This is a genomic window from Prauserella marina (assembly GCF_002240355.1).
GTDB classification, from domain to species: domain Bacteria; phylum Actinomycetota; class Actinomycetes; order Mycobacteriales; family Pseudonocardiaceae; genus Prauserella_A; species Prauserella_A marina.
The window spans coordinates 4,869,092-4,893,233 of record NZ_CP016353.1 but is presented as its reverse complement, the minus strand read 5'-3'; the positions used below and the strand labels follow the sequence as shown (position 1 = coordinate 4,893,233).

Below are 24,142 nucleotides of genomic sequence, written 5' to 3'. Positions count from 1 at the left end.
GCAGGGAGAAACTGCTCGACTGGGTAGCCGAGCAGCGTGAGCACGGCCGGACCGCGACCAGCACCGCTTCCGGCCCTGGGGACTGGAGCAACAACCCGCAGCTCTTGGAAGGCTTGCGGGTGCACAACGCCGTCGACTCCCGCGCGCTGAACGGCGTCAACACGCTGCCGCTCTACCGGTATGCCATCGGGCAGGCCGCACGGGACGCCGTCAACGAGTTCCGCCGCAGGGTCGACGAGCTCACGGCTCGGTGGCGGAATCGCCATGCGCCGACTCCGGTGCAGGACACCGGCAACCTCATCGACACACCGACCACGCTGGCCGCCATACGCGCCGGTATCAGCGCGCGGGAGGCGCTGGACACGCTGCCCGATGACGAGCGCCAGGCGCTGTTGACCGAGTTGATCGGCAACGTGGACTCCGTCGAACGCGAGCAACTCGCCTCGATCGAGGGGCTGTCCGATCTGCGCGAGTTCTTCGAGCGCCGCGCCGGAACCGGCTGGCTCGTCACCAGATTGCTCACCATGACCGGGCTGACGGCGACGGGCGTCGCGACAGGACTCACGGTGCTGGGCGGGTTGTCCGCGATGTGGCCACAGTGGGCTAACGTCATCGCGTTCACGTCACGGGGCAGCGCGAGCGTGATGCAGACCATCCACACCCAGCGGATCAGGGTGATGACCGAAGGTCTCGTCGAACGTGGCCGGTTGTCGCCGGAGACCGCCCGCCAGTTCGCCACGATGTTGCAGACGTTGCTGCCCTACGACGTCAACCCCGGCGGTCTTTTCAACGAGATCGAGCAGCGGGTCAAGGGCGAGGTGGACGCCTACACCGAGCAGTTCTTCCACGAGTTCGACGCCATCGTCAACCTGCCGCTGCAAGCGGGCCAGCGTTCGCAGGACCGGATGTGGGTCGCGATCAAGGAGTTTTCCCGCTGGCTCGACCACGTCAACCGGTCCGTCGGTGCGAACACCGGATCGGCGAACCGGCTGACCGCTCACGCGGGAACGGTCGGCAAGATCTTCAACACGGTCATCGCGGGTACCTGGATGGTCAACCTCGGCGGCCACCTCGGTGAGGCCATCCTCGCGGGCAGTGGTATGGACATGTGGGTACCGGCCAGCTACGCGCTGGTCGATCTGCTGTTCGCCGCGTCGACCGTGCCGATGGCCGTCGCGGGCTGGGCGGGCTTCGACGCCAGCATGCGAGCGCGTTACCGGCGGATCCAGCACATCCTCGGGTTTCCCGCGCTGACGGTGGCGAACGCCTTGCTCACTGTCAACTCCGCGATGAACGGCGATTGGCTGATGGCGGTTTCGGCGGCCACGTTGACCGCCGCGACCGGCTATCTGTCCAAAGTGGGCATTGACGCGGACCTCAACCTGGGTCGCGGATCGAGCCGCAAGATCCCCGCCGCCACCTATGTGACCGGTTCCTCGCTCATCGGTGTCGCCATGATGATGGCCAGCGGCGACCCCGTCGTGGACGCGGCAGGCGCCGCGGTCGCCGTATCCGGACCGGTGCTGATCGCGCTGCGGGGCGCGTGGAACCGGATCCGCGGGCCGCGCTCCACGAGCACCTACGACGGCGAGGTCGACAAGGGCGCCGAGTCGGCATCTCCCGCCGAGCCAAGGCGGGGCGCACTGCGCAGTACCGCCGACGCATGGCGGCGCAGGATCGCGCAGTGGCGGCAGCCCGGCGTCATTTCCGCGCCTGAGACGCCATCGGCGGACACGCCTCGCTCCGGTCCGACCACTGTGGACAAGAGCGGCTTCATTCACGCCGGAGGGCCAACCCTGCGGGGCGGGTCGCTCGGTGCCGCGCAAGGGGTCAGGGAGCTCGCTGGCGTGCTGACGGCGGGCGACATCCACCGGCTCGCCAGTCACGATGTCGATCTCGACCAGATCGCTGAGGCATACGGGACGGCTGGCCTCGGTCGCGAGGGAGTCGTCATCGCGGGTGAATGGGGCGGCGAGACCGCCACGTCACTGCGTGAGCAGGCGACGATAGAAGCCAACTTTGGGTTGCTTGCCGGTGCCAGGGCCGAAGCCGCTTCGAACGCGGTGCCGCTGCCCGGCTCCACCGCCGACGCCGCCCGGTTGCTGGGCCTCTCTGCGTCCGAAGTGGACGACCTCCTCGCCGGAGCCGGTATCGCCCCGGCGACGGCGTCGCTTCCCGAGTACGTCCAGTTGCGCGGGATCGCGGCGGACCTGTACGTGCGCGGGCACTACACGAGCGAGAGCAGGGCCGACTACATCAGGTCGAATCCGGCGTGGTTCACGAACGCGGTCAACAGCAGGGTCGTCGACGCCGACCCGCTGGCGAGGGTTGCCGGATCGTTCGCCGACCGCTCGGCCGGTCTGCAGGCGGAGATCGCCGGATTGCAACCTGGCGAACGGGATCGTCTGCAATCCACAGTGGACGCGATTCTGGACAGCGCGGACCGGACGGCGTGGGTCGCCGATCCCGTTTCTCCGCAGGACGTGCTCGTCGCCACCTACTGGGGCGGGCCCGCGCACGGCGCTTACGTGGCTGGTGCCCCCGCGCCAGGCGACGCGGAGTACTTCCGGTCCGGCGATCTCAACATCGTCGGCGAGGCGCAGCGTGCCTACACGCGACAGCGCAGCCGCAGGGCCCAGTACCTGCCGGGCTACCCGGGCGCGGGCGCGGCGCAGCGTGCCGTGTACCGGGCCGCGTGGGACGAGGTCACGGAACTCGCGGAATGGGAAACGTTCCGGCAGACGACCGACGACATCGCCACCCCGGAGGGCGTTCTCGACGCCGCGGCGCGGGAACTGGAACTGCCGATCGCCGTCGTCGACGGCGAGGGGCAGCGCACCAGTTTCGGCGACGAGTACCGCACCGGCCCCTCCGACTCGCGAGAGTTGTTGCTGCTGCGCAACGGCGATCACTTCGTGCCTTTGCTGCGCGCACAGCCGCTGGTGTGGCGGGGCGATCCGCCGCCGTTCGGCGAGCAGCGCCCACCGGAACCGCCGCCTGAACCGGCAGGACCGCCCGCGCCGCGTGAACCGGCGCCGGAAGAGACGGTGCCGGAAGACACCACTACTCCGCTTCCCGAGGCGGTGCGCCAGCAGGTCGACGCGTTCTTCGATCCGGAACACAACAAGGCCATCCCGCACGATGCGCGCGCCGCGCGGCAGGCGGACGGCTGGCAGGTCACCTTCCCCGACGGTCGCGTCGGCACGCTGCGGGTGAGCATCAGCCCCGACGTGCTGCACTGGAAGGCCGATGTCGCCGCCACGGCGGAAGGGCCGGTGGCCACGGTCGAGTTGCAGCGGGTCATGCCGAGTTCGCTCGTGGCATGGGCCGCGTTGCGGCAGTCGGTGAACGATCTCGCTCCCATCGCTGAGCCTGGCAGCGCACCTTCTGTTCCCGAGGAAGCCACGACGACCGAGCCGGGCCGAAGGTCGATGCTGGACCGCGTTCGCGAGTATTGGCGGCGTGGTGTGGCGGCGCTGGGGGAGGACACCCAGGACACCGAACCCGCCGACTCCGCGCGTCCCACGGCCGACCTGAACGTCGTCGTCGATTCGCAGGCCGCGTTCGCCGAGGTGTCGGGGCTGATCGAGGGCCTTGTGACGTCCGTTGTGGACGATGTGCTCGGTGTTTCCGAGGCGGCGCCGCTGGTGGCTTCGCTCATGGACTCGATGCGTCGCCCCGACGCCATATTGGACGGTTCCGGCCCGGATGCGAGCATCGTGTGGGACGGCGGCGAGACGACACCACGCATGCGCGTCCGGCTCGGCGAGGATGTCACGCTCGCCCACCTCGTGCAGCGGATCGCGCACGAGACGGCGCACTGGTGGACCATCACCGACGGCGGGCAGCAACGGCCCGAGGGACTGGACGCCGCCACGGCACGCGAACACGAGGTCCGCGCCGAGCTCATGTCGTGGCTGACCGCGAACTGGCTGCTCGACAAGCAGGGTGAGCACGCGCTTCCTTCCGACATCGTCGAGCAGGCTAGGCGCGGCCCCGGCGACGTCTCCGACGAGGTTCGCGACGAGAACCCCGTCGACGGCGATTATGTGAGCGGGCTGACGGACGCCGACGCCGACACCACGGTCACTTTCCACTCGGGCCACTCGCCATGGAGCGCTGAGCCGTTGCCTTCGGGGCGAACCGTCGAGGAGGTGGGAGCGGGCTTCGAGGATGTCGTGCTCGCCAACCGCACCGACACCGCCGCCGACGTGACGGTGCTCGACTTGCTGCGGCACGTCGAGCGGGTGAACACCGCGCGGATCGAGTACCAGGACGCCGCCGTGAGGTGGTTCCTCGCCGTCGACGGCGAGGAATTCGCCGAGGGTGAGCGCCCGCTCGTCCCATCCGACGTGTCGCTGAACACGGCCGCCGTCGAGCTGAGGCGCCTGCTCGACGACATCAGCGCCCGGCGCAAGGCCGACGACAAGGTCGAGTACGGACGTACCGGCTTCGACTACTTGATCGTGACGGCGAAGGCCGAGCTTGGCGAAACCGTCGAAACACTGCGCGGCCTCGAAGACGGGGCGATGCACTTCGCGGTCGCCGCCGTCGACGAGCTGGCCGACGACAACCCCGAGTACGCCGCCGATCTTCGCGCGCAGGCGACAGCGCGCTGGTTGCGCGCCGCCAGCCATGCCACGGAGCTTGAGCACACCGTCGTGAGGATCGCCCTCGCCGCACGCTATCCCGCTACGACCTCGCCGGAGTTCGAGGAGAACTCGGGCACCTCCCCGCTCGTCGGCGCGCTCGCGGTTGATCTCGGCAATCTCGGCTCCGCGGTCGCCCGGTTCGGCCAGCGCGTGGAGAACCTGTGGCGGCTACGTGTCAGGCACCTGGCGAACATTCAGTTGGAACAGTATCCCCCGGAGATGCTTGTTCTTGAGCGCAAAGTTCTGGACGGTTCCGCCGCGAAGATCTACAGCCATGACGCCGAGCAGGGTGTCGTCCGACGTGGCAGTGATGCCGAGAGGCTGGCGGCGTCGGCGCGAGATCTCGCACGTGACCTGACCACGTTCCTCGGGCGCAACCCGCAGCACGCCGCTCAGCTCCGCCGTGCCGCGAACGTGCTCGGCGACGCGGTACCGCAGGCCATCGAGGAGTGGGTCGCGGCGATCGCACGTGTCGACAAGGCCATTCTCGACGGCGAACTCGCCTCGATCCCCGAGTACAGGGAGCGGGCCGAGCGGGCGCTGCGCGCCGTCGGCGAGTTGATCGGCGAGGCGCGTCGTCCCGACCTGCTGCCCTCCGGCGCTGCCGCTTCCGACCTGGCCACCGAGTTCCTGACCGTCCACGCGGGACTGAAGGAAGACGGAACCCCGTTCACGATGGGCGATCTACTGGCGCGGGTTACCGAGCTCAACGCCCTGCGGATCCGGCATCGGCGGGTGGTCGAGCGGCGGATCACGGCTTCGCCGGACGACCGGCGTGCCGACCGGCGGGCCGAGCACGAGGTCAGGGATGCCTTCGAAAGGGAATTCGCGGCGCTGGATGCCTGGCTTCGAAAGTCCGCCGCGCTGAAGCCGGAGTCGGAGCGGCTGATCGGCTACGCGCAGCGAATGCTGGCGATGCTGAGGTCGCAGCTCATCGGCCTCGACAGCGCGAGCGAGCACCTTGCGCATCTCGACGCCGCCGAGGCACAGGCTGCTCTTGCCGATGCGCGCGTCGAGGCCGCCGAGAGCCCCGAGGACGCGGACACGGCGCGGAACGCGGCGTCGCAGGCTCACAGGATGGCGATCGGCCTGCGCCGGATGATGGTCCTGAACTGGAACACCGCCGCCGCCTACGGTGTGGAGCTGGAACTGGCGATCCGGCAGTTCGGCACGGAAATACTGAACCCGCGGCCTTCTCGGCCGCCCGCCGAGGAACCGGTCGCCGCCCCGCTACTCGAACCGTTCGCGCCCCGGCTGCGTGCCATCGGTGACGCGGTTGTCGAACTCAGGAAAGCCGTCGTCGACATGCGCACGCGGCGACTGGAGTTGCGCGGCCTCGGACGCACCGTGGTCGAACTGGAGGCCCAGCACGCTCCTCGGGAATTCGTCGACACCATCGATCATCGCCAGGTTCCCCTGCGGTATCAGCTTGAGCAGCTCACCTCGCGCTTGCGCGGGCAGGCTCCCGAGGGCTGGGAAACCGCATACGCCATCCGCGACATCGAGGCGCTGGCCGCCGACCTGCGGACTTACGCCGACGCGGAACCACCTTCGTCCGGTGGTGCCGCTGTGTTCGCCGCCGCGGCGCGGCACGTCGACCTGATGAAGCACGCACTCAAGGGCGCGCTGTACGCGGAGTTCGAGGCCGCCGCGTTGTGGTCGGGCGCGCACGATCCGGATGCGGACATCGCGGGGCTGGTGCGCTTCCGTGACCGGGCGGAGGAGAACTGGGACCAGTTCGACCGGTTGTACCGGGCCGCGCACGACCCGGTGGGATCGGCCGCCGCGCAGTGGCGAGTGGACGGACCGACCCTTTCCTACCGCGAGGACGGTACCGACGCGCTGCTCACCGTCACCCTTGTCGACCGGCATCTGCTGGACGTCGACGGGCCCGAAGGCTGGCAAGCGAAACTCCGATTCGACGCGCAGACCTGGTCCTACGTGGGGACGGTCTACGGCGGTACCGGCCATCCGTTGCGAGGCCGGACGTTGCGGCTGGAGACCTTCGGAAACGAGGGGATCGGCTTCGTCGACGGGCGGGCACCCGACGTCGCGCTGATCGCCGAGGACGGCAGCCGCCGGACCTTCACCGCGAGCGAGGCGATCCTCCCGCGGGCGGTCGAGACACCGGCCGTCGATCCCGCACACCGGCTCCCCTCGGGTGCGCTCGTGCGTGACCTGCTTGACGAAACCGGCACCGTCGAACTGGTGGCTGTCGAAGGCGAAGCCAGGGTGGAGATGGCGGACGTCGTCGCCTTCACGGCGAAGCTCGATGAGCTGGCCGTCGCGATCGACGCCGCGGCGACGCCCGATGGCAGCACCCCCCTTCCGCGGTTGTCGCAGCGCGCCGAGGCAACCGCCGCGGATCTGATCAATCTGTTGTGGACGGTCCTCCGTCCGTCCCTGCCGGAACTCGAAAAGTACATCGCACAGGTGGTGCGCGAGGTCGGTACTGTCCGAGCAGGACTGAGCGGCATGGAGTCCCCCGCTGACAGGTCGGCTTTCGCTGAGGCGAAGCGAAAGACTGCCGCGCACCGGATTCTCCTTGAGCGCGCGGTAAGGCAACTCGTGCTCGCGGCGAATGCGACGCCGCTCGTCGAACCGCCGGGCGACGAGGCGGGCATCGCGCCGGAGTTCGATGACGCGCGAGACGACTTCGATTTCCTCGCCGACACCGTGCTGACCCTGCGAGCCGTCGCGGCTCGACTACGTGCCACTCGCGCCGAGTTGAACGAGTTTCTTTCGACGGTGGTCGAGTTCGACACCGATGACGTCGTCGGCGACCTCGATCGGCGGAGGAAACTGGCTTCGGGAGCCGAGATCCGCATCCAGGAACTTGTTCGCTGGAAGCAGCATCTGCATGTCGGTGTGAAGGAACTGTCCGAACAGCTCGCCGAACGCGGGGACGCGGGGGCAAGGGCGATACGGGTTCTGAATCAGTTCTCGATTCTGATCTCGAATGCCGTGCTCGCCGAGGAGACCGCCGACAGTATCGTCGCCAACTCACCCGCGGCGGATGCGCTCATCACGGAGCGCGATCTCGTGCCGTATTACGACTTCGCCGACAATGCGTGGAACGAAGCCGCGAACGCATTGGTTCACGCCCGCCACGCGTCCGAGGTCGATCCGCGCCTGCTCGATGCGAACACTCGCCGGGCAAGGGAGGCTCAGTTCGACCGGGAAGACGTCCACGAGGGTCTGGTCGCGTCGACCGTCGGCAACTTGCTCCAGATCACGGAGGACCGGCCGGTCACGGTGGTGGCGGACGGCACCGACCTCGATGGTGACGTGCATTCGCCGGACGAGTTCCGCGAAACGTCCACTGTGGTCAGCGACCTTGCCGTGCTGGCCTTGCAGGACGCGGTTGGTGGTGCGCTGGCGGCTGGTGCGGCGCGACTGGTACCCGCGCTGGTGAGTTCGGCGAGCGAGATCTCTTCGGCTGCCGGTTCGGACGCGCGGCTGGTGTGGGACGAGGGTGCGGATTCGCCGCGTCTGGAGTTGCGATTCGGCCCCGGAGTCACGGTCGCGCACCTGGTGCTGCGGGTGGGACGTGAGGCCGTGCGTTCGCAGGTCGTGGATTATCCGGATTTCGCGGCACAGGGTGGGCTTTCCGAATCCGCGATGTCGAGAACCGAAGCCGCCGCGGAGCTGGCCGAGTGGTTGACCGCGCGCGGGTTGCGAGACGCGTTCGGTGCCGACCGGCTTCCTCAGGACATCGTCGAGCTGGCCGGCAGGAGAGTCGACAACGCCGGTTTCCGGTTCCCGGAAACGGTGGACGAGCTGTCGAGAGGCATCATGCCGTCGTCGCTCCAATTCTGGTCGGCTGCCTTCGGGCGACTCATGTCCACCTGGAATGTGCTGGCTCATCAACTGGTGACGCTGCGAGAGTCGTGGCAGATCTGGCATGACCTCGTCAACGGGGGCGACCAGCAGACCGCTGACACTTACCGCATCGATATCGATCAGCGCCGCGCGGTGGTGGAGCGCGAAGCTCAGGACTGGATTTCGAAGGTCGAAAGGCTTACTACCCGATTCGGCAACCTCGTGACGGAGGAAGACGAGGGGAGAGCCGATTACGCGCGCGCCGCGTCGGGGCTGAGCAGGCTCGCGGGCCTCGCTCGGTCGGTGGTCGACGCCGAGTTGCGGGTCAGCGACGCGGCCGAGTACGCGGCCGACGCCTCGATGCTTCACGAGCTTCTGTGGTCCGGCGGGGGGCAGGGCCTCGCGAAGGTCAGGGTCATGCTGTCGGCGATCTGGCAAGACGGCCCGACCAGCCCCGACTCGGCAGCGGGGACGGCGAGCCTGGCGACCCAGGTCCGCCAGCCTTGGGATCTGGACGAGCTGAAGCCCTACATCGAGGCGCTGGTGACCAGGGGAGTCGGCGAGGTCTTGCCTGCCGATCTCGCCGCGAAGGCCGAGCCGATGGTAGGCCCGCTGCTCGACGGTGTGCGCGTCACCGGACCGGACGGCCGTGGCCCTGGGGCAGCGCTCGTCTGGGAGCCACGCGAATCGGTACCGAGACTGGAGCTGCGGGTCGGCGAGGACGTCACGGTCGCCCACCTCGTCATGCGGGTGCTGCACGAGATCGCGCACTGGGTGATCGCCGAGCAGCGAACCCAGAGCCAGGACGGGAATCACCGGCCGCACGGCCTTTCCCCCGCCGAGGTCTTCGGCGACGAGGTCACGGCCGAATCGGTGTCCTCGCTGGCGGTCCGCTGGCTTGTCGACCTTCCCGGCGCCGACGACTTGCCCATCGACTTCGCGCGGCTGGCGTTCAGGGAACCGGACCAGACGGTGGCCGAGGTGCGCGGCGTCCATCCCGTCGGCGGCGACTACGTCACGGGTCTGGCCGGTGCCGACGAGGGCACCAGGATCGTCTATCACTCGCAGGACCGGCGACCAGGCGAGGGACGGCTGCCGTCGCGGCGCACCGTCACCGAGGTAGCCGCCGACTTCGACGAGGGTGTTCTCGTCGCGGGGAGCAGCACTCGGCGCGAGGTGATGATCGAAGACGTCCTTGAGCACGTCGAGTGGTTGAACATGGCGCGGCTCGATCTGCGGGACGAGGTCACCGCCTGGTTCGCCGAGACCGAGGGCGTGACGGTCGCCGAACGCCCGGCCGCGCCGGACGGCTCCGCGCTCAACCGTGCCATCGCCGGACTGCGGGCCCTGCTGCGCGATTTGCACGACCAGCGCGAGGCCATGTCTCACCGGACCCAGCAGCTCGGTACCCAGCTCGACCTCATCTTCGCCGCGTTGACCGACAGCGACGGAGCCGTGCGGCTCATGGTCGAGGCCGCCGACGACCGCGGAGCGGGCAGGACGGACGCGGCGCGGGAGAAGCGGGAAAGGGCCGGCCTTGCCTGGGAGGTCGGCGCCGCGCATACCTGGGAGCTGGAGAACACCGTCGTCCAGCTCGGGGTTTTCGCCGAGCAGCCGGCGACAGCCTCCCCGGAATTCGGGGAGCGGGCACCCTCGTCGCTGCTGTTGCGGGAAGCCGGGCTGGATGCCGCTCCGCTCGACCGCGCCTGGCGCGCCGTCGTCGGCTCAGCCGGGAGGCTTCGGGTCGCGCGGGCCGAGTGGACCGGCAAGGTGGAAGCCCCCGGTTATCTGGCCGAGCACAGCGAAAATGACCTGCGCACGCTGTCCGCGCTCGCCGGTGAGCTCTACTCGCGGGAGGCCGGAAGCGACACGATCCGGCGCGGTACCAAGGCCGAGGAACTCGTCGCGCTGGCAAGGCAACGTGCGACGGAGCTGAACACGCTCGCCTTGGACGAGCCCGTTTTCGCCGAGGTGCTGGACCGGGCCGCACGGCTTCTGCGTGACGTGCTGCCGACCGCCGTCGACGCGTGGATGCGGTCGGTCGCCCTCGCCGACGAGGCCACCGCGAACAGCGAACGGTCGGATGTCGTCGCCAGGTACCGGGAGCTCGCTGAACGTGGGTACCAGGCCGTCGGCGAGCTTCTTGCCGAGGCTCGCAGGCCGGATCTGCTGCCCTCCGGCGGTTTCCTCTTCGACTTCGGCGACGAATTCCTCGGAATCGACATCGGCTCCCCGAATGTCCACATCGGACCAAGGATCGCCGAACCGGTGTTCACCGTCGGCGATGTGCTCTCGGCTGTCACCGAACTCGACGCCCTCCGAGTGCGGCACCGGCGCGCGGTCGAGGACCACCTCGGCAACACGACGGAAGATCGCAGGCACGGCAGGCTCGCGGTCGGCGCCGTCGAGGACGCGATCGAGCGGTCGGTGAGGGAGCTCGACGCACGGCTTCGCGAGGCGGCTGCCGCGAGGCCCGAACTGGAATCGCGGATCGGCCACGTGTTGAGGACGCTGGTGGCTTTCCGGTCCCAGCTCATCAATCTCCCCGGCAATGATCCGAATGCCTGGCATGCCCTCGCCGACCCCGAGGGAGCGAGCTTCTTCGCCCACCATGCCGACATGGCCGCGGAACGCGGCAACCAGCGGTCGGCGATGTCCGTGCGCCGAAGGGCGGTGGTCAACTGGAGCAATGCCGCCGAGATCGGGATGGAACTGGAGCGCGCGGTCCGGCAACTCGGGATGGCCGCCGTCACCGGTCTCAGCCATCCGGAACCAGGAGACGCCGAGCAGGTCGCGGCTCCGTTGCGGCGTCACCTCGACCGCTTCGACGCGCTGGAGCAGTTGCAGGCGAGGCTCGGTACCACGATCGACACGATGCGGGCGAGCCGGATCCGGCTCAACGCCACCGGTCGTGCCGTGGTGGATCTGCGTGCCATGCACGTGCCGAGGGAGTTCGTCTCCGGGATCGGCAAGGGACAGCGCAACCTCCGTGCAGATCTTGCCGAGCACGAGGCCACGCTGCACGGGGGTCGTTCGGCCGAAGAGCCCGCACTCGTCGACCAGTTGATTCAGGAAGCCGAAGCACTCGCCACCGACCTCGTCGTCGAGACGAGGGGCGGCGACATCTCGCAGGCCGACATCGAGGTGCTGACCGGGGCGGCGAAGGACCTCGCCGCCGTGCGGGGCGTGCTGAACGAGGCCGTCGCGGCGGAGAGCCGTGCGGACGATCTGCTGCGCCTGGGCGATCCCGCTGACGTCGCGGCGCTGGTACGGGCCCGTGACGAGGCCGAGCACGCGTGGGTCCGGCTCGCGATGTTGCTGTCGCCCTTCACCGGTCCCGCCGATGCGCCCGACGCGACGCGCCCGTCGTGGTTCTACCGGACGGGAGACCAGGACGACCCGATCGTGGTCACGCCCGCCGCTTCCGGTGTCGTAGTGGACGTCGAACAGCCGGGCTCGTGGCACGCCCGCTTGCGGTTCGACGCACAGGAAGCGGCGTACCTCGGCACGGTGAAACCGGCTCCGGGCGTCGACTTCGCCGGGGAGCAGGTCAAGCTGATGACCCGCGATTCCGGAATCGGTCTGGTGGGTGAGCACGCACCCGGCGAGATGGAGCTGACCGTCGGGCAAGGCTTCGCAGGTCGGCTGGTCATCGACGACACCCCGGCAGAGGCCGGACCGGTTGTCGAGAGGACATCGCTACTCGCCTCGGGGACGCCGGTCGGGGTACTGCTCGACGAGCACGGCGCCGTCGAGCTGATTTCCGGAGAACAAGGCGTCACCGTCGCCGACGTCGTCGCCTACGCGGCGGCACTGGACCACCTCGTCCAGCGGATGGAAGCGGATTCTCCGGTGGAGTCCGCCGAGCAGGTCGCGGAGCAAGCGACGAGGCTGCTCAATGAGCTGGGAGAGCTGTTGCTGTCCTCGGTTCTCGGCGCGCGGCCTGAGCTGACCGCGCTCGTCGGACAGGTCATGGCGGCGGCCAACTTCATCGTCAACGGATTGTCCCGCCGTCAGCGGTTCGCCGAAGAAATCAGGGACACCGAAGGGGCGGTCCTCGGTGACGACATCGTGCTCGCCAGGCTTGCCACCTGGCTCGACATCGTCGGCGCCGAGCAGGCATGGACCAGTGCTCTCTCCCTTGAACGCGCCATCCGGCGACTTGCCCTCGTGGCCGCTGATCCGCTGCGCGAACTGCCGGTCGAGCAAGCGGAAGACGCTCAGCCGGCCGCCGGGGTGCGGAGGGGCTACAACGCGCTTGACAGCGGTTTGCGGGTGCTGCGGGAGACAGCGAGGACGCTCCGGATCCGGCGAGAAGAGTGGAGGGGCATCAGTGACGCCGAATCGAGACTGACGGACCTCGACGAAGCACTTGGCGATGGTGCCCGGAAGGCGGCGCTGGAGAGCCTACTCAGGCGCGCTACTCGCGATCTGGCGAACCGGGTGGCACAGGTGCAGACCCTCGCCGTCGAGCAGATCGAAACACTGGAGCTGGCCACCGCCGACGACACCACCGCGGAGTTCGCCAGCGTTGTCGGCGCGCTGGACCAGTTCTCGATGCTGATCGGCAGCGCGCTGTACGCCGAGACCGCCATCGACGACCTCATGACGAGGCACGGGCACCGCGATGTCGTGTGGTACTCGGACATCGCGGACAGAGCATGGCGCGAAGCCGAGGTGGCGCTGGCACACGCGCGCAACCAGGATCTCGTCGACCCGGTAACGCTGGACGGTCAGACCGCCGCGGCGATGGAAGCACAGCGAGTGCGGGAGCGGAGGCGCAGGGCGCCCGAGGCCGACCTCGACGTCGTCCCAGCCGTCCCCGACCGCGATGTCGATGTCGACCCCAACCTGGACTTGGTCCGCGTGGTCGACTCGGCGGAGAGTTTCGCCGACGTCTCGCAGCTCGTCGGTGCGCTGGCGACGCTCGGGCTCGACGCGGTGGTAGGTGGCGAGCTGGCTGCGCGGGGAGCCGATCTGGTGCCCGTGGCGTTGCGGTCGGTGTCGGAGCTTCATTCCGAGCTCGACGCCAACGCCCGGTTGGTGTGGGACGAGGGCGCGCAGCTGCCTCGGCTTGAGTTGCGGTTCGGTCCCGGTGTGCGGGTCGCACACCTTGTGGTGTGGGTGATGCACGAGATCGCGCACTGGCTGACGGTCGGTGAGCGGGGGACCGCCCGGCCTGAGGGACTCGCTGCGTCGAGGGTTGTCGAGGACGAGGTCGCGGCGGAGCTGGTGTCGCGGTTGGCCGCGCGGTGGCTGGTGGACTTGCCGGGTGCGGGCCGGTTGCCGGAGGACATCGGCGAACTGGCGGGACGCGACTTCGCCGAGTACGCCGACACCGTCCGGGAACGGACCGAGGGTTCGGCCTATGTGGACGATGTCGCGGGTAAGGGCGACAACGACGAGATCGCACTCCACTCCGGACAGCCAGGCTGGCACTGGCAGGAGGAACCGGACTTCGGCCAGTGGCGAGAGTCGACTCTTGGCGCACGATTGATCGCGGCCTGGAAGCGCGCTGTCAGCGAGCTCGCTCGCATCGACGGATTCTGGACTTATCGCGTCGCGGATGCGGCAAGCGATCACGTGCTCTCCATCCTCCCCACGAGACTGAAGCACGTGGTGACTGCCGAGCTGTGGTCGCGGAGCGATCCAAACCGTACGTTGTGGCGAGCAGAGCTACGGTATTCGAAGAGACACGATGCCTACCGCGGCTTCGTTTCCGGAACTGGGCCCTTGATGCTGACGGCGCCAGGGCCCGAAAGCGCCGTCCGGTTTGGTGAATTTGGACCGGCCGTGGCGTTGTTGCGTGTGGATGGTGGCCCGCCTCAGCCGTTCGAGCTGATCATCGAAAGTCCCCAGCGCCCCGACACCGGCTTCGCCGAGCGGAACTTCGAGGCGGGGCATCAACTGGTCTCGGGGACCACCGCGGGTGACCTTGTGGCCGACGTTCGCGCACTGGGCGGCCCGGAGCTGGCCACCGTGATGGCGGAGCTCGCACGGTTTGTGGCTGGGCTGGATCTGTGGTTGACGCGGATCGGGGACGAACACTGGAAGCATGAGCACGCCGTCGAACTGCGCCGAGCGGTGCGCGGGTTGCGTTCGCTTTTGCGTGAGGTCATGGCGGGCCGTCCCGATCTCGATGGCCTTGCCTGGTTGACGATGCGCAGGGCAAATGTCGTTCTAGGACGGATTTCTTCCCCCATGAGCGACGGGCTACTGTCCTTCGTGGGACGCGAATACGCGACCACCTTCGTCATCGAACTGGAAATCGCGCTGCGCAGGCTCGCGATCGCGGCGGGCTCGCCGCCGCGATCCGAACCCCACTGGGGTGACGATGCGACGATGCCACGCCCACTCCGGCTCGGCTCGACCGAATTCGAGAGGCTTTCGTCGGGTTGGGACGGATGGCGATCCGAAACCTTGTATTTGCGCGATCTGCGCGCGAGCTGGCGTCAGACGGTTCGAGACGAGCGGATCGCCCTGGAGCGAGGGAACATTTCCGAAGCGCTTGTGAACGGCGCTCTGCTGGCGGAACATGAGCTGCGTCTTGCCGAGCTGCGTACGGAATTGCGGCGCGAAGGCGAAAAGTGGGCAGCGGATGTCGACGGTTTCGCGGACCGGATGGCCGAATCAGCACTGGTCGCTGACAAGGACAGGGCCGACTATGTCCGTGCCGTGACGGGCTTGCGCAAGCTCGCGCGGAGTGCGCGGCTGGCGATTGAAGCCGAGTTGGCTGCAGACGAAGGGCCGGGTACCAAGGACAAGGAGCCCGTGGCGATCGGTGCGACCCTTGCTGAGGCGGACCTCGCGATCAAGGACGTCTCCGCGCTGCTGGCCGAGATCCGGCGAGGAATGCCGACGGGAGAGCACGTCGGTTTCCTTTCGGCTGTGCGTTCGCGGCATGACCTGGCTGCGGTGGGTCCGTTCGTCGAGGCGATGGTGACGCGGGGGTTGTACGAGGTCGTCGGTGGTGACCTTGCGAGCCGGGCGGCGGAGTTGGTGCCGTCGTTGCTGGATTCGGTGTCGGTGGTTGCCGAGAGCACCCCGAATGCCCGGTTGGTGTGGGACCAGGGTGCGGAGCAGCCCCGGCTTGAGGTGCGGGTCGGCGACGGGGTGACGGCGGCTCACCTGGTCACGTGGGTGATGCACGAGGTCGCGCACTGGGTGACGGTGGGTGAGCGGGGGACGTCGCGGCCGGAGGGGCTGACCGAGTCGCGGGTTGTCGAGGACGAGGTCGCGGCGGAGTCGGTGTCGCATTTGGCCGCTCGGTGGTTGGCTGGGTTGCTGCCGAGTAACGAGCGTTTGCCTGATGGTCTTCGCGAGCTGGCTGGGTACGACTTCGCCGAGCACGCGGACGTGGTGCGGGCGGAGGTCAAGGGGTCGGCCTATGTGGACGGTGTCGCGGGTAAGGGCGGCGACGACGAGATCGCACTCCACTCCGGCCTGCCGTCGGGGCGCTCCGTCGAAAAGGCCGTTGCCGAGGACGTTGTGCTCGCGAGCGCCACCCGGTTCGTGCCCGAGGTGACGGCAGGCGGCGTACTGCGGCACGTCGCGCGGTTGAGTGCGGCACAGGCCGAGCTACGGGAGGCGGCAAGGACCTGGGCTGACGACACTGACGACGCCGACGACGCACGGTTGGCAGGGGAACAACGCCCGCCCGCACCGGACGGTGGTCTCCTTCGCGCGGCCATGAGCGAGCTGCGCGACGTGCTCGACGAGCTGGACGGCAGGCGCGCGGCCATGACTGACCGGACCCAGCAGGTCCGGACCACACTGGACTCGATTGAGGCCGCTGTCCTCGGCACCGACGGCGCGCTCCAGCTCGTGAGCGACAGCGTCGCTGTCGTCGCCGTCGACGGCGGGGTCTTCGCGGCGGAGATACGCGACAAGGCCAACCAGGCGTGGGAGACCGCCTCGGCGCACCTGCGGGAGCTGGACTACGCCGTCGCCCAGCTCGCCCAATACGCGGCGCAGCCGGTCACCGAGCCGCCGGAGTTCGCGAGGACCCTGCCTTCCTCGCCGCTGCTGCGGTCTGGCGGGCTGAGTTTCGGGTCCCTCGATCGCACGATGGGCGAGGTCGTCTCCTCCGTGGAGCGGCTGCGCGTTGCGCGGGCCGAGCAGCAGGCGGACCCCGGGGGACGGGCCGAGCGCGAGCTGTCCTCGCTTGCCGATGGTCTCTACCAGCTTCCGGCGGGGCACGACATGTTCCGGCGCGGCACCACGGTGGAAGAGCTGGTGTCCGCCGCCGAGGCGCTTGCCGTCGATCTGGACTCGGCCGCTTCGGCACGGCCTTCGTTCGTCTCGGCTTACCACCACTCCGCGCGGATTCTGCGAGAAGCGCTGCCCACTGCCGTCGACGCGTGGGTCCTGGCGATCGGCCGTTCCGACACGGCGGTCGCCAATGGTGAACCGCCGAGGGTGGTGGCCAGGTACCGGGAGCAGACGCGGCGAGGATTCCAGGCGGTCCGCGAGCTGATCGCGGAAGCCAGAATGCCGGATCTGTTGCCATCAGGTGAGTTCGTGTCGGACCTCCCCGGTGAACTGGTCGATACCGGTGTCGGCGCGGCGCTCACCGTTGGTCAGGTGCTCGAACGGGTCGGTGAACTCAACGCACTGCGGCTGCGGCACCGGCGTGCGGTGGAAGACCGGTTCGTCGGTACGAGCAGGGGCGAACGTGGTGTGCCGGGTGCCGTCGAGGACGAGATCGACCGGTCCACAATGGAACTCGGTTCACTTCTGCGTAAGGCGATGGCCGCTGCGCCGGGCCAGGCGGGCCGGATCGAGCACGTGCTGAACGTCCTGACCGCCTACCGGTCCCAGCTCACCGGCCACCTCGGCAGCGATGCGGACAACCCCTGGAACGTTCTCGTGGACACGCAAGGCGCGAAGGGACATGCCCTGCGCGCTGTCGACGCGTCGATCCGAGGCGACGAGGTAGCGGCCCGTACGTCGCGGCACCGGGCCGTTCTCCATTGGAACATCGCGGCGGAACTGGGCCTTGAGCTGGAGCGGGCGGTACGCGGACTCGGGACGGCCGATGGCACAGCTGCCGTCGGAAGTCCGTTGGCAGAGCAGACGATGGAGCCGTCACTGGAGGCGGTCCTGCCCCGGTTCGAGGCACTGAACCGGCAGCGGCAGGCGCTGCGCGATGTCGCCGAAAAGCTGCGTGCGGACACGGTCCTGCTGTCGGCGACCGAGAGCGCGGTGGCGGACCTGCGTGCTCAGGACGCGCCTCACGCGTTCGTTTCCGAACTTGGCGACAACAAGGACCGGCTGCGGGCCCGCATCGACGTCAGGCTGGCTGGGTTCAGCACGATGCGATCCAATGCAGAGGGCACTCCGGGACGGCTGATCGGCGACACCGACGCACTGGTCGCAGATCTCGTGACCGCGGCGAAGGCCGCCGGTCTCGTAGCCGCGGCGAAACCCACCGACACCACATCGTTGACCGAACTGGCGGTACGGCTCTCGGCGGTACGGGACGCGGTCGGCGCGGTCATCGCGGCGGAAACTCGTCCGACGCAACGATTGGACCGATCGACGCCGGGCTCTTTCGTCGAGGTGACGGGTGCTCGTGACGACGCGGACCGAGCGTGGTCCCGGCTCGCGGAACTACTGTCCCTCCACCCCGGAAGCGTGGTGCTCGCACCGGAAAAGACCGGCACCGAAGCCGCTGAGCCACTCGTCTCTGGCGAGTTGGCGGCGATGACGGTGATCTCGGGGCCGGAGCGCACGGTCACCGTTGCCGACGTCATGGAGTTCGTGACCAGGCTGGACGAGCTTGCCCGGGATTCCTCCGGGCTGTCAACGGAGCTGCTCGGGCAGAAGGCAGGCGAGGTCGCCGACGAACTGAGCGCGCTGCTGCGGCCCACGCGAGTACCGGTTCGCCCCGATCTGGCATTGGACGCCGAACGAGTGCTGACGGAGGCCCGCGCGGTCGCCGACGCGCTGTCTCGCCGTCGGCAACTGACCGACGACGCGCTGCCAGGCCGGGTGGCCGCACTGCTCGACGAGATTGGGGTCCGGCAGGCGCGCGCCCGCGTGGACGCTCTCCAACACGCCGTCCGGCGACTCGCGCACACAACCCGTATTCCGCCGTACCTGCGCCCCGACACGCCGGAGGGGGCTCGGCCCCGGTTCGCCGACCTGCTTCCCGGCTCGCGGGCTTCGCGTCGCGCGGCGGAGTCGATCCGGACCTGGCGGGCCGAGTGGAGCGAACTCTCCGACATCGCCGCCAAACTCGAAGAGGAGGGCCTGCCCTCCGAGGCCGCACAGTTGCGCGAAGGTCCGCTGACGCGACGTCTGAGCGACCTGCTGGAGCGGGAGCCTCGCGGACTGGCCGATCAGGCAAGGCAATTGCAGGCCGCCGTGGCGGAGCACGTCAGGGCCATGGAATCGGCCGTGTCGGACAGCGCCGGCGAAGGCTCTGCCGAGTCTGTCGGCGCGTTGAACCAGCTTTCGATGGCGATCGGCAGCGCCTTGCACGCCGAGGCCGTGGCCAACGACATCGTGGCCGGTGTCGGGAACGGCGACCCCGCGTGGTACGCCGAGGCCGCCGACAAGGCGTGGCGAGCCGCGGAGAAGGCGATCGCCGAAGCGAGGAACCAAGCGGTCACCGCACGTCGATCGCCAGAAACCCGGTCCAGGAAGACAGTCGACGTCCCGTGGCAGTGGAGGAACGGCTACGAGGTCGCGAGCAGTCTCCCTGCTTTCGACCTCGGTCGCCTCGTGACCTCGGTGCATGCCCTCTCGGAGGTCTCCGGCATCGTCGGTTCGCTCGCGTCGCTGGGTTACCAGGAGATCGTGGGTGGCGAACTCGGGGCGCGAGCAGCCGCGCTGGTACCCGCGTTGCTGGCGTCGGTGTCCCCGCTCGCGCAGGGGGTGGACGCGAACGCCAGGCTCGTGCCGAATCGGGGCGAGGCGTTGCCGCGCCTTGAGGTGCGCGTGGGCGCCTTCGTGACGGTGGCGCACCTCGTCGAATGGGTGATGCGTGAGGTCGCCCGCTGGTTGTCGGAAGGAGGGCGGGAAGCGGCACCGGTCGAGGGCGAGCCCGCCGAACCGTCCACTGTGGATGCCGCTGAGCTGGTGTCGGATCTTGCCGCCCGGTGGTTGACGAGCCTTCCGGACTCGATGCTCGATCCGGCCGCACTGCCCGCACTCCGGCTTGGAGGCGCGGGGGAGTCCGACGCTGGCAGCGTGTCCGGCGCGGAAGGGTCTAACTCGCGGCAGCAGACGCGGCGCAACCCGGGCCCGCTGGAGCGGTTCGCCGCGTCGAGGAAACGCGATTCCGAGGAGTTCTTCGCCTACCGGAGTATTGATCCGGCCGTGTCCTACCGGCTGGTGGTGACGCGGCCTCGTCGCAAGGACACGCTGGTCGTTCGGGCGGAATCGGCTGATGCCGTGAGCCGGGTCCTGTGGGAGGCCCGGCTGCGGTTCTCCAGAATCGGCCAGTTCTACGAGGGTGTGGTCGGCACTTCCGAATCGGGTGGCGGCGGTGTTTCGCCAGGAGCCGCCGTAGTGCTGCGGCCAGGGAAGCAGCGGTTCAGCGACGCCGCGCACGAAGCGCTATCGATCCGGGTGGGTTCCGAGGACGAGCAACGATTCGAGTTGTTCAGGGAGGTTCCATCCCGACGCCGATTTATCGGGTACGCTGCAAAATTCGTCAAAGCCGAACAAGAGTTGGCTTCGGGTAATACACTTTCTGCCTTGCTCGAATGGGCCAGGAATATTTCGCCGTACTCGACTGACGGTGGCACTGCCGAATTCAGGAACATGGCGGAACGGATCGCCCGGACGGTCGGTCACTTTAACAAGCATCTGCTCCGCTTCGTGAACGACCCGTCGGAGGAGCTTACGCTTGAGATGCTGGAAACAGGGCTGGATGACCTGCGCGTGATGCTGGAACAGCTCGTCGTGAAACGTCCTGATCTTGAGGACGAGGCCTGGCAGGTAGTGCGCGGTGCCCTTGCGGCCATAGAGCCTGTAACCGGTCACGTTTGGCGTGCGGTGCGGCCACCGGATGGTGATGCCGTCAAGACTCGGCTGGTTGCCCTGGAGACCGCGTTCCGGCGGTTCGCCATCGCGGCAAGTCCGGTGGACCCTTCGCTTCTCGACCCGCGTGAGGAGGGCGCGGCGGGGTTGACCGAGCGTTTCCTCGGCCAGATCGAGCAATTGCGGCGTAACTGGCAGGCGACGAGCTGGGATCTGAAGTACCTGCTGCTATTGCGTACGGAATGGCGGAAGGCCGGTTTCGACGAGCTGATGGCGCGTAACCGAGGCGACTTCGTCGAAGTCGACCGGATCCAAGCCGGGCGAACCGCGCTGGACCGTACTCTGGCGATGAGGCGCGGCTTGCTGCCGACGTCCGAGGACTGGGTGGCGGACGCGGAGAGGCTGGCCGACTACGCCGACGACGCGGTTCATGCCGCCGACGCCCACGCAGCCGCGGCCGGATCAGTCGAGATCGTCCCGAAGCGGAAGAGCGAGCTCGTGCGCGCCGCGGTGCTTCTCCGCGACTACGCCCGCGCCGGTGCGAAGTGGACGGAAGCCCAACGGGAGCTCGACCGGCTGTTGGGCGAGCCGGACGCAACCGGTACGGCGATCGAGGAGGCGCGGTCACGTGCCGACGCCGCGCTCTCCGCTGTCCGCGGTGTCGATGGAAACCTGAGCCGCGACTATCTGCTGGAGCCGAAACCGCGGTGGCCGGAAACGCCGGGTCTGATGACCAAGGTGATTTCCCCGTGGCACCTGGAGGAGTCGAGCGCTTCGGTCGGTGCGATGGTGGCGCTCGGGCTCGATGCGGTCGTGGGTGGTGACCTGGCGGCGCGCGGCGCGGAGCTGGCGCGGGTGTTGCTGGATTCGGTTTCGGACACCCCGCATGACGTCGACGAGGACGCGCGGTTGGTGTGGGACAAGGGCGCGGACTTGCCTCGGCTTGAGGTGCGGCTCGGCTCCGATGTGACGGTGGCTCACCTTGTGGTGTGGGTGATGCACGAGGTCGCGCACTGGCTCACGGTGGGTGAACGGGGTCCTGGGCGGCCCGAGGGCTTGCCCGAATCCCGGGTCGTCGAGGACGAGGTCGCGGCGGAACTGGTGTCACACTTGGCCGTTCGGTGGTTGGCGGAGAAACTGCCGGAGGGGCAGCGGTTGCCAGCGGATCTCGGCAGGCTGGCCGGACATGAGTTCGCCGAGTACGCGGACACCGTGCGGAATGCGACCGAGGGTTCGGACTACGCCGCGGGTATCGCGGGCAAGGGCAACAATGCCGAGATCGCCTTCCACTCCGGACAGTCCGAATCTCCGGTCTCGCCAATCCCGGAACGGCGCGAGCCGACCCTCGGCGAACGAGTGATCGCCGCGTGGACGCGCAATATCGACCTGGTACGGCTAGGCATCACCCGTAGTGAAGTGGTGTGGAACTATCGGAGTGCGGACGACGAGAGGAGTTATTCGCTCTCCGTGCGGCCCAATCTCCACAAGCACACCGGGATCGTCGAAGGCTGGTCGCCCGACGGGGCGGGACGGATGCTGTGGCGTGCTCGACTGCGATACTCCGAAGAGGATGGTGTCTACCGGGGCTTCGTCGACGACGACAGGGTGAGCGACGGCGGTTCGCTGGGCACTCCCGTGACGGTGGCCGTGCTGGGGCAGGGCGAGACGAGCCGGTTCGGCGAGCTCGCCCCCATCGAAGTCTCCGTGAGCGTCGGTGGTGAAGAGCCTCGACCGTTCGGATTGGTCGCCGAACATCCCCACCGGCCTGACACCGGTTTCGCCACACGTCACTTCGATCCCGCCCACCGGTTGGCTTCCGGCGTGACCGCGCGGGAGTTGGTGGCTCACGTCCGCGCGTTGTCGGAACCCGGTCTCGTGACCGCGATGGCCGATGTCGCGAGATTCGTGGCGGCACTGGATCTGCGGGTATCGGCGATCGCCGAAACACAGCCGACGTACGAACACCTCGTGGAACTCGAACACGCCCTACTCGGGTTGCGCTCGCTCCTGAGCGGCGTCATGGCTGCCCGGCCCGATGCCGAAGGCCGTGCCTGGCTGACTATCCGCAGAGCCCTTGCCGCATCGGGGAGACTGTTCTCCCGAGTCCATGAAGGACAGTTGGCCGCCGTGGGCGCGGACTACGCGGCGACCCGGCTCGTCGAGCTGGAGACGGCCGTGCGGCAGCTCGTGGCCGCGACGGCCGCGCCAGGGCGGCCCGAACCCAGCTGGGGCGACGACGGGGCGATGCCGACGTCGGTTCGCTCCACCGCGTGGCGAATCAACGAGCTGTCGTTCGACTGGGACGCATGGCGCAGCGACGCGGCGACCCTGCGCGAGTTGCGAGCGGACTGGCGGGAGGCGGCTCGCGACGAGAAGACCGCGTTGGCGAGGGGAGACCTCGCCAACGCCGAGCGCAGCGGCGAACGCCGGGCCGTGCTGGAGACCACGCTGGCATCGCGACGCGATCTGCTGCGGCAGACGGGCGAGGACTGGCTCGCCGAGGTCAATGACTATGCCGAGTGGATGACCGACCTCGTGCTGGCGGCCGACGAGGGCAAGGCCGACTATGCCCGCGCCGCGGCGGGCCTGCGCAGGCTCGCCATCACCGCTCAGGTGGCGATCCACAGCGAGTCTCGGGCCGACGAGTTCGCCGGTACCGAGACAGGCTCGCCGTTCTTGGTCGCGGACGCCCTTTCCGGCGCGGACGCGGGGTTCGCGAGGGTTTCCACGCTGCTGACCGAGATCCGGCGGGGGATGCCGACGGGGGAGCCGCCGAGAGGCGAGCGGGTCGATTTGCTGTCATCCGTGCGTTCGCGACGTGACCTGGTCGCGGTGAGTCCGTTCGTCGAGGCGATGGTGACGGCGGGCCTGGACGAGGCTCTGGGTGGCGAGCTTGCCGCGAGGGGCGCCGAACTGGTGCCGGTGTTGCTGCGGTCGGTCTCGCGGGTCGCCGAAGGCGGCACCCCGAATGCACGGTTGGTGTGGGACCAGGGTGCGGAGTTGCCGCGCCTTGAGGTGCGAGTAGGCGACGGCGTGACGGTGGCCCATCTGGTCACCTGGGTGATGCACGAGGTGGCCCATTGGCTTTCGGTTGAGCAGCGCGGGACGACCCGGCCCGAAGGGCTCGACGAGTCGCGGGTCGTCGAGGACGAGGTCGCCGCCGAGTTGGTGTCGCGGTCGGCTGCTCGCTGGCTGGCGGAACGGCTGCCGGAGGGCCAGCGACTTCCTGACGACCTTCGCGAGCTGGCGGGGCACGACTTCGCCGAGCACGCGAGCGATGCGCGGGAAGCGGTCGAGGGGTCGGCCTATGTGGACGGTGTCGCGGGGTCGGGACCTGGTGCCGAGATCGCGCTTCACACCGCGCCTGCCGATCGCATGGATGCCGATTTCGTGGCCGGTGCACGGGCGTTGGCGGCCGATCCCGAGTTCAGTGACGCCTTGTCCGTCTCGTCCGTAGTGGACGGTTCCGTGGAAGCGCTCGTGTCGTGGCAGGACGGGGTGATTGCTCCGGCGACACTCGTGCCGTTCGGCAACGAACTCGCGTGGCGAAAAGGCAGGCTCATCCTGCCGTTCGATCCGGCAGCCGAGCTCGAACCGCAACTCGGTCACTACCTGCGGGCGGATGGTCCGCTGAGCCCGCATGAACTTGCGCGGTTTGCCGCGATGAACCAGGATTT

At 68.6% G+C, this 24,142-nt stretch carries 1 protein-coding gene (only partly in view); it reads left to right on the top strand.

All 24,142 nt of this window come from inside a single coding sequence — locus BAY61_RS22550, GntR family transcriptional regulator (protein WP_091807538.1), on the top strand. Of the gene's 81,942 coding nucleotides, 14,602 precede the window and 43,198 follow it; the stretch shown corresponds to coding positions 14,603-38,744, spanning codon 4,868 (partial) through codon 12,915 (partial); the first codon wholly inside the window starts at window position 3. The start codon and the stop codon both lie outside this window.